This window comes from Pseudomonas sp. QC2 (assembly GCF_002859085.1).
GTDB classification, from domain to species: domain Bacteria; phylum Pseudomonadota; class Gammaproteobacteria; order Pseudomonadales; family Pseudomonadaceae; genus Aquipseudomonas; species Aquipseudomonas petroselini.
Map to the genome: position 1 here is coordinate 198862 of NZ_PKKS01000012.1, position 14065 is coordinate 212926.

At 61.6% G+C, this 14065-nt stretch carries 13 protein-coding genes; 5 read left to right on the plus strand and 8 right to left on the minus strand.

The window, feature by feature from the left end; all coding sequences use genetic code 11:
* Positions 1 to 73: 73 nt before the first annotated feature.
* Positions 74 to 2815: an aconitate hydratase AcnA gene (gene acnA, locus QCBJ_RS12595; RefSeq protein WP_102060936.1), complete on the plus strand. Its 2742-nt coding sequence runs from the start codon at positions 74 to 76 to the stop codon at positions 2813 to 2815.
* Between the two features lie 69 nt (positions 2816 to 2884).
* Here the strand turns inward: acnA and QCBJ_RS12600 are convergent, their stop codons facing one another.
* Both QCBJ_RS12600 and cysK read right to left on the minus strand, forming a co-directional pair.
* Positions 2885 to 3823, minus strand: a complete 939-nt coding sequence (locus QCBJ_RS12600; protein ID WP_012722832.1) for an aspartyl/asparaginyl beta-hydroxylase domain-containing protein — start codon at positions 3821 to 3823, stop codon at positions 2885 to 2887.
* A gap of 391 nt (positions 3824 to 4214) precedes the next feature.
* Entirely contained in the window at positions 4215 to 5189 is a 975-nt protein-coding gene (gene cysK, locus QCBJ_RS12605; protein ID WP_012722831.1) for a cysteine synthase A, read from the minus strand.
* Positions 5190 to 5315: 126 nt separating this feature from the next.
* On the opposite strand from cysK, the gene QCBJ_RS12610 reads away from it, so the two are divergent.
* The 3 genes from QCBJ_RS12610 to QCBJ_RS12620 all read left to right on the plus strand — a co-directional run bounded on the left by QCBJ_RS12610 (position 5316) and on the right by QCBJ_RS12620 (position 8515).
* Positions 5316 to 6392 carry a DUF748 domain-containing protein gene (locus tag QCBJ_RS12610; RefSeq protein ID WP_012722830.1) on the plus strand — a complete coding sequence of 359 codons (1077 nt, stop codon included), beginning with the start codon at positions 5316 to 5318 and terminating at the stop codon, positions 6390 to 6392.
* 99 nt (positions 6393 to 6491) lie between these two features.
* Complete coding sequence (locus tag QCBJ_RS12615; RefSeq protein WP_012722829.1) at positions 6492 to 7337, plus strand: MoxR family ATPase; 846 nt, start codon at positions 6492 to 6494, stop codon at positions 7335 to 7337.
* Positions 7337 to 8515 (plus strand): VWA domain-containing protein, encoded by a 1179-nt coding sequence (locus QCBJ_RS12620; protein ID WP_012722828.1) that lies wholly within the window; start codon positions 7337 to 7339, stop codon positions 8513 to 8515. Before QCBJ_RS12615 ends, QCBJ_RS12620 begins: the two co-directional genes overlap by 1 nt.
* A gap of 72 nt (positions 8516 to 8587) precedes the next feature.
* Here QCBJ_RS12620 and QCBJ_RS12625 read toward each other — a convergent pair whose 3' ends face one another.
* Genes QCBJ_RS12625 through QCBJ_RS12635 form a run of 3 tightly spaced genes read right to left on the minus strand, consistent with a single transcriptional unit; the run spans position 8588 to position 10934 of the window.
* Positions 8588 to 9496, minus strand: coding sequence for a biotin-dependent carboxyltransferase family protein (locus QCBJ_RS12625; protein ID WP_102060937.1), 909 nt, complete (start codon positions 9494 to 9496; stop codon positions 8588 to 8590).
* On the minus strand, positions 9493 to 10197 hold the full coding sequence (locus tag QCBJ_RS12630) for an allophanate hydrolase subunit 1 (protein ID WP_102060938.1): 705 nt from the start codon (positions 10195 to 10197) through the stop codon (positions 9493 to 9495). Before QCBJ_RS12630 ends, QCBJ_RS12625 begins: the two co-directional genes overlap by 4 nt.
* The gene (locus tag QCBJ_RS12635; RefSeq protein ID WP_012722825.1) at positions 10194 to 10934 is read right to left on the minus strand and encodes a 5-oxoprolinase subunit PxpA; all 741 of its coding nucleotides are present in this window, start codon (positions 10932 to 10934) and stop codon (positions 10194 to 10196) included. Before QCBJ_RS12635 ends, QCBJ_RS12630 begins: the two co-directional genes overlap by 4 nt.
* Before the next feature lie 176 nt (positions 10935 to 11110).
* Between QCBJ_RS12635 and QCBJ_RS12640 the strand changes: the two genes are divergently transcribed.
* Positions 11111 to 12034, plus strand: coding sequence for a LysR family transcriptional regulator (locus tag QCBJ_RS12640; protein WP_012722824.1), 924 nt, complete (start codon positions 11111 to 11113; stop codon positions 12032 to 12034).
* A gap of 124 nt (positions 12035 to 12158) precedes the next feature.
* On the opposite strand, the gene QCBJ_RS12645 is transcribed toward QCBJ_RS12640, so the two are convergent.
* Genes QCBJ_RS12645 through QCBJ_RS12655 form a run of 3 tightly spaced genes read right to left on the minus strand, consistent with a single transcriptional unit; the run spans position 12159 to position 14056 of the window.
* Positions 12159 to 12701, minus strand: coding sequence for a DUF2937 family protein (locus tag QCBJ_RS12645; RefSeq protein ID WP_012722823.1), 543 nt, complete (start codon positions 12699 to 12701; stop codon positions 12159 to 12161).
* An 11-nt stretch (positions 12702 to 12712) separates the two neighbouring features.
* Positions 12713 to 13489 carry a class II glutamine amidotransferase gene (locus QCBJ_RS12650; protein ID WP_012722822.1) on the minus strand — a complete coding sequence of 259 codons (777 nt, stop codon included), beginning with the start codon at positions 13487 to 13489 and terminating at the stop codon, positions 12713 to 12715.
* Between the two features lie 30 nt (positions 13490 to 13519).
* The gene (locus QCBJ_RS12655) at positions 13520 to 14056 is read right to left on the minus strand and encodes an MFS transporter (protein WP_102060939.1); all 537 of its coding nucleotides are present in this window, start codon (positions 14054 to 14056) and stop codon (positions 13520 to 13522) included.
* Positions 14057 to 14065 lie beyond the last annotated feature (9 nt).

The following is a 14065-nucleotide window of genomic DNA, read 5'->3' on the forward strand; positions in this document are numbered from 1 at the left end:
AAAACAGGGCTAGTTTGAAAGCTCTGTTCGTCCCGTCAGGTCCGTAGCCGTGCGGACCATAAGGAGTCATGTAATGTCATCCCTTGATAGCCTGAGAACCCTTAAAACCCTGCAAATCGACGACAAGACCTATCACTACTTCAGCTTGCCCGAAGCCGCCAAGAGCCTGGGTGACCTGGATAAACTGCCGATGTCCCTCAAGGTGCTGCTGGAAAACCTGCTGCGCTGGGAAGACGACAAGACCGTCACCGGCGCCGACCTCAAGGCCATTGCCGCCTGGCTCAAAGAGCGCCAGTCCGACCGCGAGATCCAGTACCGCCCGGCCCGGGTATTGATGCAAGACTTTACCGGCGTTCCCGCCGTGGTCGACCTGGCCGCCATGCGCGCCGCCGTGGCCAAGGCCGGGGGCGACCCGCAGCGCATCAACCCGCTCTCCCCCGTGGACTTGGTGATCGACCACTCGGTGATGGTCGACAAATTCGGCAACGCCGATGCCTTCGAGCAAAACGTCGACATCGAGATGCAGCGCAACGGCGAACGCTACGCCTTCCTGCGTTGGGGCCAGAGCGCCTTCGACAACTTCAGCGTGGTGCCGCCGGGCACCGGCATTTGCCACCAGGTCAACCTCGAATACCTCGGCCGCACGGTCTGGACCAAGGACGAAGACGGCCGCACCTATGCCTTCCCGGACACCCTGGTCGGCACCGACTCCCACACCACCATGATCAACGGCCTCGGCGTACTCGGCTGGGGCGTGGGCGGTATCGAGGCCGAGGCGGCGATGCTCGGCCAGCCCGTGTCGATGCTGATCCCGGAAGTGATCGGTTTCAAGCTCACCGGCAAATTGAAAGAAGGCATCACCGCCACCGACCTGGTGCTGACCGTGACCCAGATGCTGCGTAAAAAAGGCGTGGTGGGCAAGTTCGTCGAATTCTACGGCGACGGCCTCGCGGACCTGCCGCTGGCCGACCGTGCCACCATCGCCAACATGGCCCCGGAATATGGCGCCACCTGCGGTTTTTTCCCAGTGGATGAAGTGACGTTGGACTACCTGCGCCTGTCCGGCCGTCCGGCAGAAACCGTGAAGTTGGTGGAGGCTTACACCAAGGCCCAAGGCCTGTGGCGCAACGCCGGCCAAGAACCGGTGTTCACCGACAGCCTGGCCCTCGACATGGGCAGTGTCGAAGCCAGCCTTGCCGGGCCGAAACGCCCGCAGGACCGTGTGTCCCTGCCGAATGTCGGCCAAGCGTTCAGCGACTTCCTCGACCTGCAATTCAAACCCGCCAACAAGGAGGAAGGTCGCCTCGAAAGCGAAGGCGGCGGCGGGGTTGCCGTGGGCAATGCCGACCTGGTGGGCGAAACCGACTACGAATACGACGGCCAGACCTATCGCCTGAAAAACGGCGCGGTGGTGATCGCCGCGATCACTTCCTGCACCAACACCTCCAACCCCAGCGTGATGATGGCGGCCGGGCTGGTGGCGAAAAAGGCCGTGGAAAAGGGCCTGACCCGCAAGCCCTGGGTGAAAACCTCATTGGCACCCGGTTCCAAAGTGGTCACCGACTACTACAAGGCCGCGGGCCTCACCCAGTACCTGGACAAACTTGGCTTCGACCTCGTGGGTTATGGCTGCACCACCTGTATCGGCAACTCCGGGCCGTTGCCCGAGCCGATCGAAAAGGCCATCCAGAAAGCCGACCTTGCCGTGGCGTCGGTGCTGTCCGGCAACCGCAACTTCGAAGGCCGCGTGCACCCGCTGGTGAAAACCAACTGGCTGGCTTCGCCGCCGCTGGTGGTGGCTTACGCGTTGGCGGGCACCGTACGCATCGATATCAGCAGCGAGCCGCTGGGTAACGATCAGGACGGCAACCCGGTGTACCTCAAGGACATCTGGCCGAGCAGCAAAGAGATCGCCGACGCGGTGGCCCAAGTCAGCACCGGCATGTTCCACAAGGAATACGCCGAGGTGTTTGCCGGTGACGAACAGTGGCAAGCCATTGAAGTGCCACAGGCCGCCACCTACGTGTGGCAGAAGGACTCCACCTACATCCAGCACCCGCCATTCTTCGATGACATCGCAGGTCCCTTGCCGGTCATCAAGGACGTCCGAGGCGCCAACGTGCTCGCCCTGCTGGGCGATTCGGTCACCACCGACCACATCTCCCCCGCCGGCAATATCAAGACCGACAGCCCCGCCGGCCGCTACCTGCGCGAGCAAGGCGTGGAGCCACGCGACTTCAACTCCTACGGCTCGCGCCGTGGTAACCATGAAGTGATGATGCGCGGCACCTTTGCCAATATCCGTATCCGCAATGAAATGCTCGGCGGCGAAGAAGGCGGTAATACGCTGTATATCCCCACCGGCGAGAAAATGCCGATCTACGATGCGGCGATGAAATACCAGGCTTCGGGCACGCCGCTGGTGGTGATTGCCGGCCAGGAATACGGCACCGGCTCAAGCCGTGACTGGGCGGCCAAGGGCACCAACTTGCTGGGCGTCAAGGCGGTGATCGCCGAGAGTTTCGAGCGGATTCACCGCTCCAACCTGGTAGGCATGGGCGTGCTGCCGTTGCAGTTCAAGCTGGATCAGAACCGCACGTCGCTCAAGCTGACCGGCAAGGAGAGGATCGACATTCTCGGCCTGACCGACGTAGAGATCACCCCGCGCATGAACCTGACGCTGGTGATTACACGGGAGGATGGCAGCAACGAGAAAGTCGAGGTGCTGTGCCGGATCGATACGCTGAATGAAGTGGAGTACTTCAAGGCGGGCGGGATTCTGCACTATGTGCTGCGCCAACTGATCGCATCTTAAGAGCACCGCAAAACCAATGTGGGAGGGGGCAAGCCCCTCCCACATTTTGACCGCGTTTAACCTTTCAGATCAGCCGAACAGCCACTTCCACAGCAGTACCAAGACAACCACAGCCAGCACCGGCCGCGCAATGCGGTAGGCCTTCGGGTGCTTGCGCTTCCACTGCTTGACCACACCACTGAACTTGTCGCTGAAGGTCTTGCTCCAGGCATACGCCTGGTTGATCCCGCCAACGCGCTCGTCATCCAGGTTCTGCGGTGCCGTCGCGCGGCCCAATTGCTTGCTGACCCAACGGTTGATACGGGTCATCACGCGATTGCTCAGCGGCCGTTCAATGTCACAGAACAGAATCACACGGGTCTGCTCGGTTTCGTTCTTGACCCAGTGCACGTAGGTCTCGTCGAACATCACGTCCTCACCGTCGCGCCAGGCATACACCTGGCCGTCGACGAAAATGCGACAGTCGTCGGAGTTCGGCGTGGACAGGCCCAGGTGGTACCGCAGGGAACCGGCAAACGGATCGCGATGCGGGTTCAGGTGGCTGCCGCCCGGCAACAGCGCGAACATCGCGCCCTTGACGTTGGGAATGCTGCTCACCAGCGCCACGGTTTTCGGGCACAGGGCCTCGGCCGATGGCAGGGGTTTGTCGTACCACTTGAGGTAGAAACGCTTCCAGCCCTTCTTGAAGAACGAACCGAAGCCGGCATCGTTGTTCTTTTCCGCCGCGCGGATGTAACCCTCGTCGAACAGGTGCATGGCCTCTTCGCGGATCACTTCCCAGTTGTCCTTGAGCACATCCAGTTCCGGGAACTTGCTGCGGTCCAGGTACGGCTTGGACGGCACGGCCGAAAACAGGTACATCAAGGCGTTATACGGGGCGAACAGCGCCGAATGGTTGACGAACTGGCGCAACATCGGCAAACGCGCCTTGCCGCGCAGGTGCACATACAGCGTGCTGCCGATAAACAACGCCAGTACCGACAGCTTGGCGGCCAAAGAAAAGGTCATGCAGCAACTCCTGGAAATAATCGCCTGGCCAACAGCAGACGTAGCAGCCGGCCATGATAAACAGTTGGGCCATTATGCAGAAGGCCTAGCTTAGCAACGCTGATTCACATCAACCGATGACTGTGGTGAGCGGCTTCGTTGTAGTGAGCGGGCTTGCCCCGCGCTGGGCTGCGAAGCGGCCCTCACACCCGTCACCGCGTTTATCGCTGGAGAAATGCGGTGGCCTTATTGGGGCTGCTTCGCAGCCCAGCGCGGGGCAAGCCCGCTCACCACAACAAGCCCGCTCACCACAACAAGCCCGCTCACCACAACAGGCCCACTCACCACAACAAGCCCACTCACCACAACAAGCCCGCTCACCACAGTAAGCCTAATCACCACAGGACATGCATCAAGCCTGGTTCTCTTGCTCGGTGAACAAATCGCTGAACAGCATGCTGGACAGGTAGCGCTCACCGGAGTCCGGCAGGATCACCACGATGGTCTTGCCTTGCATTTCCGGCTTCTCGGCCAGGCGCACTGCCACGGCCATGGCGGCGCCGCAGGAAATACCGCACAAAATCCCCTCTTCCTGCATCAGGCGCAGGGCCATGGCCTTGGATTCGTCGTCGGTCACCAATTCAACGCGGTCGACCATCGACAAGTCCAGGTTCTTCGGCACGAAACCGGCGCCAATGCCCTGGATCTTGTGCGGGCTGGGCTTGATCTCTTCGCCCGCCAGCGCCTGGGTGATCACCGGCGAGACAACCGGCTCGACGGCCACCGACAGGATCGGCTTGCCCGCGATGTTCTTGATATAGCGCGATACGCCGGTAATGGTACCGCCGGTCCCCACGCCCGCGACCAGCACGTCCACGGCGCCATCGGTGTCGTTCCAGATTTCCGGGCCGGTGGTTTTCTCGTGGATCGCCGGGTTGGCCGGGTTTTCGAACTGGCCCGGCATAAAATAGGTCGCCGGGTCGCCAGCAACAATTTCAGCGGCCTTGGCGATGGCACCGGGCATGCCCTTGGCCGGCTCGGTCAGCACCAGCTCGGCGCCAAGGGCCTTGAGGACCTTGCGCCGCTCGATGCTCATGGACGCCGGCATGGTCAACAGCAGCTTGTAGCCACGGGCCGCAGCGACAAACGCCAGGCCGATGCCGGTGTTACCGGAAGTGGGTTCGACAATGGTCATGCCGGGCTTGAGTTTGCCGGTGCTTTCGGCGTCCCAGATCATGTTTGCGCCAATGCGGCACTTCACCGAATAGCCCGGGTTGCGCCCTTCGATCTTGGCCAGGATGGTCACGCCGCGCGGTGCGATACGGTTGATCTGCACCAGGGGCGTGTTACCGATGGAGTGCGCGTTGTCTGCAAAGATACGGCTCATGACGGGTCCTATTGCTCGATTTCCGGAAGGCCCCAAGGGTATGCCTCAGGCTCAGAGGCGTCCAGTCGGCGGAACGTTGCGGCGCTCCCGGCAGTCCATGCCCTATACGGACAGAGGACCCTCCCCATGAAACGTCGCTACAGTTGGCCGCTATGGACCGTCGCCGGGCTGGTGGTGGTGCTGGTTGCCGTGAACATTGCACTGCCCTATCTGGTGCGCAATTACCTGAATGAAAAGCTCGCCGACATGGGCGATTACCGCGGCCAGGTGGCCGATGTGGACCTGGCCCTATGGCGCGGCGCCTACCGGATCAACGGCCTGCAAATCGTCAAAGTGGACGGCAAGGTGCCCGTCCCGTTCGTCAAGGCGCCGCTGATCGAGTTCGCCGTGAGCTGGCATTCGCTGTGGTACGACCATGCGGTGGTGGCCGAGGGGCACTTTGTAAGACCGGAGATCAACTTCGTCGACGGCGGGGCCAACAAACAGGCGTCCCAGACCGGTAAAGGCACCGACTGGCAGGAACAACTGAGCAAACTGCTGCCGATCACCTTGAACGAGGTGCGTATCGAAGAGGGCAAGATCGCCTTTCATAACTTCAGTTCCAAGCCCCAGGTCAACATCAACGCCACGGACGTCAACGCGAGCTTCTTCAACCTGACCAATGTGGTCGACGTCAAAGGCAAGCGTGACGCGCGCTTTGAAGGCAAGGCGTTGCTGCAAGGCCAGGCGCCGCTGGAAGCCACCGCCACCTTTGACCCGTTGAGCGACTTCGAAGAGTTCGAATTCCGTTTCCGCGCCAAAGACTTGCAGTTAAAGCGCATGAATGACTTCGCCTCGGCCTACGGCAAGTTCGATTTCAAAGCCGGCACGGGCGACGTGGTCATTGAAGCCCAGGCCGAAAAAGGTCAGTTGACCGGCTACATCAAGCCGTTGCTGCGGGATGTAGAAGTGTTCGACTGGAAACAAGACGTGGAAAACAAAGACAAGAACATCTTCCGCTCCATCTGGGAGGCCGTGGTCGGCGCCAGTGAGACCGTGCTGAAAAACCAGAGCAAAAACCAGTTCGCCACCCGCGTGGAGCTGAGTGGCAGCGTGCATCAGCAAAATGTCAGCGCGTTCTCGGCGTTTTTGGCGATTTTGCGCAACGGGTTTATCCAGGCCTTCAATGCGCGTTATGAACAACCCAAGCCCTCGGCGGATTGAAGGTGACCGGTCATTCAGAGACTGAATAATCCGCCTGCGTTCACAGTCGCCGGGGCCGCGCGGTATAGTCCGGGCATTGATGAATTCGAGGAATGACCGATGAAGTTCGAAGGCACCCAGGCCTACGTTGCCACTGATGACCTGAAACTGGCCGTCAACGCCGCCATCACCCTGGAGCGGCCACTGCTGGTCAAGGGCGAGCCCGGCACCGGCAAGACCATGCTCGCCGAGCAACTGGCCGAATCCTTCGGCGCCAGGCTGATCACCTGGCACATCAAGTCCACCACCAAGGCGCATCAGGGCCTGTACGAGTACGACGCGGTCAGCCGCCTGCGCGACTCGCAGCTGGGCGTGGATAAGGTGCACGACGTGCGCAATTACCTGAAAAAGGGCAAGCTCTGGGAGGCCTTCGAGTCCGAGGAGCGGGTGATCCTGCTGATCGATGAAATCGACAAGGCCGACATCGAGTTCCCCAATGACCTGCTGCAAGAACTCGACAAGATGGAGTTCTACGTCTACGAAATCGACGAGACCATCAAGGCCAAGAAACGCCCGATCATCATCATTACCTCCAACAACGAAAAAGAGCTGCCGGACGCGTTCCTGCGCCGCTGCTTCTTCCACTACATCGCCTTCCCCGACCGCGCCACCCTGCAAAAGATCGTGGATGTGCACTACCCCGACATCAAGAAAGACCTGGTCAGCGAAGCCCTCGACGTGTTCTTCGACGTACGCAAGGTGCCGGGCCTGAAGAAAAAGCCCTCCACTTCCGAACTGGTCGACTGGCTCAAGCTGCTGATGGCCGACAATATCGGCGAAGCCGTGCTGCGCGAGCGCGACCCCACCAAGGCCATCCCGCCGCTGGCCGGTGCCTTGGTGAAGAACGAGCAAGACGTGCAGTTGCTGGAGCGTCTGGCGTTCATGAGCCGTCGCGGTAATCGCTGATGTTGCTCAACCTGTTCAATGAAATGCGGGCCGCCAAGGTGCCGGTGTCGGTGCGCGAGCTGCTCGACTTGATCAACGCGCTCAAGCAACGCGTGACCTTCGCCGACATGGACGAGTTCTACTACTTGTCCCGGGCGATCCTGGTCAAGGACGAACGGCACTACGACAAGTTCGACCGGGCCTTTGGCGCCTACTTCAACGGCCTGGAAAAACTCGACGACCACTTGCAGGCGCTGATTCCCGAGGACTGGCTGCGCAAAGAGTTCGAACGCTCGCTGACCGATGAGGAGCGCGCGCAGATCCAGTCCCTCGGCGGCCTGGACAAGCTGATCGAGGAATTCAAGAAACGCCTGGAAGAACAGAAGGAGCGCCACGCCGGCGGCAACAAGTGGATTGGCACCGGCGGCACCAGCCCGTTTGGCTCCGGGGGTTACAACCCGGAAGGCATCCGCGTCGGCGATGCCGGCAAGCGCCAGGGCAAGGCCGTGAAGGTCTGGGACCAGCGCGAGTACAAGAACCTCGACGATCAGGTCGAACTGGGCACGCGCAATATCAAGATCGCCCTGCGCCGCCTGCGCAAGTTTGCGCGCCAGGGTGCGGCGGAAGAGCTGGATATCGACGGCACCATCGACCACACCGCCCGCGACGCCGGTTTGCTGAATATCCAGATGCGCCCGGAGCGGCGCAACACCATCAAGCTGCTGTTGCTGTTCGATATCGGCGGCTCGATGGATGCCCACGTGAAGATCTGCGAAGAGCTGTTCTCCGCGTGCAAGACCGAGTTCAAGCACCTGGAGTACTTCTACTTCCATAACTTCGTGTACGAGTCGGTGTGGAAGAACAACCAGCGCCGCACCTCGGAACGCACCTCGACCCAGGACCTGCTGCACAAGTACGGCGCCGACTACAAAGTGATCTTTATCGGCGATGCGTCGATGGCGCCGTATGAAATCACCCAGGCGGGCGGCAGTGTCGAGCACTGGAATGAAGAGCCGGGATATGTCTGGATGCAGCGCTTCATGGCCAAGTACAAGAAGCTCATCTGGATTAACCCGTACCCGAAGGACACGTGGGGGTATACGGCGTCGACGGGGATTGTGCGGGAGTTGGTGGAGGATCAGATGTATCCGCTGACATTGCGCGGGCTGGAAGAAGGGATGCGCTTTCTCTCCAAATAGGCGGCGCCCGCAATAATGCAGGAAATCTAATGTGGGAGGGGGCTTGCCCCCTCCCACATTTTAAATGCGGTGTTATGCAAATCGGCGTAAATACTCGATGTGCTGCCGATGCGCCGTCTCCTGCACCACTGGCGCCAACCTCACCTTCTCCCCCGGCAGACACTGCGCCAGCCGTGCCAGCGACAACGGCGTCAACGCCCCCAGGCGCGGATAGCCGCCAATGGTCTGCCGGTCATTGAGCAACACAATCGGCTGCCCATCCGGCGGCACCTGGATCGCGCCCAACGGAATCCCCTCGGAAATCAGCGACGGCCCCTGGTACTGCAACGGCGTGCCGAGCAAGCGCATGCCCATGCGGTCGGCGCGGCTGTCGAGGGCCCATTCAGTGTTGAACGCATCGAACAGGCTCTGGCCGCTGAACTGGCCGATCTGTGCGCCGACGATCACGTCCAGCGGCGCCTTGGCCGGCAACGTCTGCGCGCTCAGCACCTTCATCGCACCGCCGGTACCGGAATAGGCCAACCGCCCGCCTTCGGCCAGCGCCTTGCCGAAACCGTCCAGCCCGCCCAGTTCCTCACGCACAACGGTGGCGCAACTGCCGAGCACCTCCGGCGCATCAAACCCGCCGGGCGCCGCCAGGTAGGCACGCGCGCCGCTGAACGGCTGGGTGAAACGCAAGCGTTGGCCCTTTTGCAGGATAAAACTGCGGCCGGGGCTGATGGCGCGTTCGTCGATATAGGCGCCCAGGTCCGCACCGGCCAGGGCCAGCAGGCAATACTCCTCGGCCTGCACGGTAAAGCCGCCCAAGGTGATTTCCACCACTGGCGCGTCCAGCGCGTTGCCCAGCAGCCAGTTGGCCCAGGACATCGACACCCAATCCAGCGCCCCGCCCTGGGTCACGCCCAAATGGCGCACGCCAAAGCGACCGGCGTCCTGCAACAGGCACAGCGGCGTGCTGGCCTCGATGATCAAGCGGCTCATGCCTGCGCCTCCAACGGCGTGTCGTCGCCACCCAATGTGATGAATTCAGCGCGGTCGACCGCCTCGAAGCGCACGGTGTCGCCCGGCTGCATCAGGCTGTAGCCCTCGCGCTCGCGGTCGAAGAGTTTGGCCGGCGTGCGCCCGATCAGGTTCCAGCCGCCTGGCGACACCACCGGGTAGGCGGCGGTTTGCCGTTCGGCAATGCCGACGCTGCCGGCCGCCACGCGTTTGCGAGGGGTGTTGAGGCGCGGGGTGGCAAGAATTTCATCCACCAGGCCCATAAAGGCAAAGCCGGGGGCGAAGCCGAGGGCAAACACCTGGTATTCGTGGGCACTGTGACGGCGAATCACCTCGTCGATGGCCAGGCCGCTGCGCTGGCTGAGCAAGGTCAATTCCGGGCCGACGCTCAGGTCGTACCACACCGGCAGCACATGACATTGGCCGCTGCCCTGGGCCTGCGGCTGCAGGTCGGTGAGGGCCAGGTCGATCAGCTCCCGTGCCTGGGCCGGGCTCACTGCGCTGAGGTCGTAATGCACCATCAAGGTGGTGTAGGACGGCACCAAGTCGACCAATGCGACGCCAAAACCGCTGCGCAGGCGTTGGGTCGCGGCCAGCATCCACGGCATGTTGGTTTCGGCGATTGCATCAAACAGGCGCACCATCAGGCAGTCGATGGCCACCACTTCAATCCGTGGCTTCATGCTGGCTTCAATGCCTCGCGGATGCGCTGCACCGCCGCGACCGAGCTGGCGTTGTCACCGTGTACGCACAGCGTATTGGCCTGCAGCACCAGGGGGCTGCCGTCGCTGGCGATCAGCGCTTCGCCGCGTGAAATGGTCAGGGCTTGCTGCACGATGGTGTCGGAATCGTGGTGCACGGCACCGGGTAGTTGACGCGAGACCAAGTGCCCCTTGTTGTCGTAGGCGCGGTCGGCGAAGGCTTCGAACCACAGGGTTACACCGTATTCGTCGCCCAGGGCCTGGGCCGCGCTGTTGTCGCGGGTGGCGAGCAGCATCAGCGGCAGTTCGCCGTAGGCCGCCACGGCCTGGATCACCGCGCGCAATTGGGCCGGGTTGGCCATCATGTCGTTGTACATCGCGCCGTGGGGTTTGACGTAGCTGACACACCCACCTTGGGCCCGGCAAATACCGTCGAGCGCACCTATCTGGTAGTGCAACAGGTCCTGGATTTCCTGGGGTGTGTAGGCCATGGAGCGGCGACCGAAACCTTGCAGATCCTGATACGCCGGGTGCGCGCCGACTTGCACGCCATGCTTGAGCGCCAGGCTGACGGTCTTGCGCATGATGCTCGGGTCGCCGGCGTGAAAGCCACAGGCCACGTTGGCGCAATCAATGAACGGCATGACCTCGGCGTCCAGACCCATGGTCCAGTTACCAAAGCTTTCGCCGATGTCGCAATTCAGTAAAAGTCGGCTCACGGTCTGTCGCTCCTGTAGGCTTTATTTTTTTGTAGTGTGGGATTTTTTACACAGAACTCGCAACTTGTCCTGACACCCCAACGGCGCTTATCGTGGAATGGCTCGATTTTTGGCGCTGGCCCGGTACGGCGTCCAACTAATAAAAACCGATCCATGCATAAGAAAAAGTTGATCCCATGAATTTGAAGTTCCTCGAAACCTTCGTCTGGGTGGCCAAGCTCAAGAGTTTCCGCCTGACCGCCGAGAAGTTGTTCACCACCCAGGCGTCGATCTCCAGCCGCATCGCGGTGCTGGAAAGCGAGCTGGGGGTGAAGCTGTTTCTGCGCGATTCGCGTGGCGTGAGCCTGACCCCGGAAGGCTTGAAGGTGCTCGACTACGCCGAGCAGATGATGGTGACCATGCAGGGCTTGAAGCAGTCCCTGGAGACCACCAGCAGCAAGGTCGGACGCATTCGGATCGGCGCCATGGACACGGTGATCCACACCTGGCTCAGCCCACTGGTGGCGGAACTGATGGACCATTTCCCGTTGGTGGAAATCGAATTGGTCGCCGATACCGCGCTGAACCTCAGCGATCAGCTGCAAAAAGGCTTCCTCGACCTGATCCTGCAAACCGACCTGCTGCGCCTCGAAACCGTGCGCAGCCTGGAACTGGCCAGCCACCCCATGGCCTGGATCGTCGCCAGCCAGTCGATCTACAACCGTGACTACGCCTCCCTGGCCGAACTGGCCCAGGAGCGCATCATCACGTATTCGAAAAACTCCCACCCGCACCAGGACGTTATCAGCCTGATGCAGGCCAACGGCGTGGCCGCGCCACGGATGAACTGCGTGAATTCGGTGTCGGCGATTACGCGGTTGTTGCGCGATGGTTTTGGCATTGGCGCGCTGCCGCCGGTGCTGGTGCGCGAAGAACTGGCGCGCGGGGAATTGGTGATGTTGCCGATGGCGCAGAAACTGCCGAATTTGCAGGTGGTGGTGTCGTGGCGCGTGGGGGTGGAGTTGGTGGAGGAGATTGTGGGGTTGTGCCACAAGGTGGTGGCGCGGTATGCCGAGGAGGTCGGTGCGGAGCGGATGGTGCTTAGTGCACAACCTCACTGAAGACACTGGATAAAACTGTGGGAGGGGGCTTGCCCCCGATGGCGGTGGTTCAGTCACTGATCTATTGACTGACACTCCCCTATCGGGGGCAAGCCCCCTCCCACATTTTCCCCGAGTTGAACCTTTAGAGGCCCTTGAGATCTCGCTCTTCGATCGGCCGGCTCTGGCGCAGGCGCTTGCCGCCCAGTACCACCCAATCGATCAGGCGGAACAGGCACTCGATGCCGAACGACAACAGCATCGCCCCGCCCAATCCCCAGCCCATGGCTTCGGGGGTCAGCAGAATCTGATAGCTGTAGCCCTTCCAGGTTTCCTGGCGAATATCGGGGTCGGCCGCCACCGCCACTTGCAGGGCGCGGATGTACCACGGGCCTTGCATGGCCTGGAATTGCTTGTCCAACGCCACCTGGCGGTCAAGCATCGCGCCGAGGCTGTTGGCGTCGCTCTGGAACACCGGGTCGTCACTGGCACGGTAATGCGCCACCAACGCCTTCAAGTCACCGTTGAAGAACTGCCGTGCGGTGGTTTCAAACCCACTGAGGCCGGTCTGGGCCTCGATCAAGTGGGCTTCGACGCGCTTGGCGTAGTCGTTGATAAACCCGGGCACTTGCACGCCGACCAACAGGCCAATGGCAAACAGCACCAACCGCAGATAACTGAGCAACATGGGCGATATCCTTACTCGGTGATGCCCTGGCTGACGCATTCACCGCGTCGCCACAGGCTCCATTGGCCCGGTTCGTAGCGGGTCCAGTTTTCGTTGTCGGTCAAAGGCTCGGTGGCGATCACCGTCACGACATCATTGGGCGTGGTTTCGGCCTGAAAATCGACGATCACGTCGACATCTTTCAGGCGTGCAGGGCCGAAGGGTGCGCGGCGGGTGATCTGCGCCAATTTGGTCGAACAGTAGCAAAACAGCCAGTCGCCATCACTGAGCAGGCAGTTGAACACGCCTTTGCTGCGGTATTCGGAGCAGGCTGCGATCAGGTCCGGCAGCACCTGTTCAAGGTCCACCGGTTCAGGGAAGGCCTCGCGCACGCGGTTAAGCAGGTCGCAGAAGGCCGCTTCGCTGTCGGTGTCGCCCACCGGGCGGTAAAAGGTGGCGCGGGGCTTGAAGTCCGCCAGCTGGCCGTTGTGTGCGAAGCACCAGTTGCGGCCCCACAGTTCGCGCACGAACGGGTGGGTATTGGCCAGGCTGACCTTGCCGACATTCGCCTGGCGGATATGGCCAATCACCACTTCACTTTTGATCGGGTAACGCTGCACCAGCAGCGCGACTTCCGATTCACTGCTGGCAGCCGGGTCCTGGAACAGACGCAGGCCACGGCCCTCGTAAAACGCGATGCCCCAACCGTCACGGTGGGGGCCGGTGCGCCCACCGCGTTGCATCAGCCCGGTAAAGCTGAACACGATGTCGGTGGGGACGTTGGCACTCATGCCCAATAATTCACACATGCCAGGGCTCTCGCTGCAGGGCGGACGACGTTAAAGGCGCGGTTCTACGCGCATACCGCTCACAGGTGCAGGACGGCGGAAAGACACGTCGTCTTCATCTTCATCCGGTTCGGCGGCCAGGGCCGCATCGGCGGCGGCCTTGCGCTCACGGCGGGCGTTGGCGGCGCGCTCGATGGGCCAGCGGATCAGCACAAACACGATGTACACGCCAAAGGCGATCATGGTGTACATGAACAGATCGGAGATGGCCCGCCAGGCGTTGTTGCCGACCTTGAGCACCAGGTCCAGGGCGGTGATGGCCACGGCCGGGGCGAACTGAGTCTTGACCGGGTCGACGATGGTCGGGCTGAACAACAGCACCGCCATCAGCAATTGCAGCGGCTCGCGCAGCCAGCGCCAGATCCAGCGGGTCATGCGCCACCACACCAACAGGCAGCCCAAAGCGGCGAAGGCGTAAAGGCCCCAAGCGGTCAGATAGTCGTTCTCGGTCATGGTGTCCATGGCAAGGTAGGCAAACAGGCGGCTATGATAACGGCTTTTGCGTGTCGCGGCTGCAATGCCTGCCACCGTCCGCCA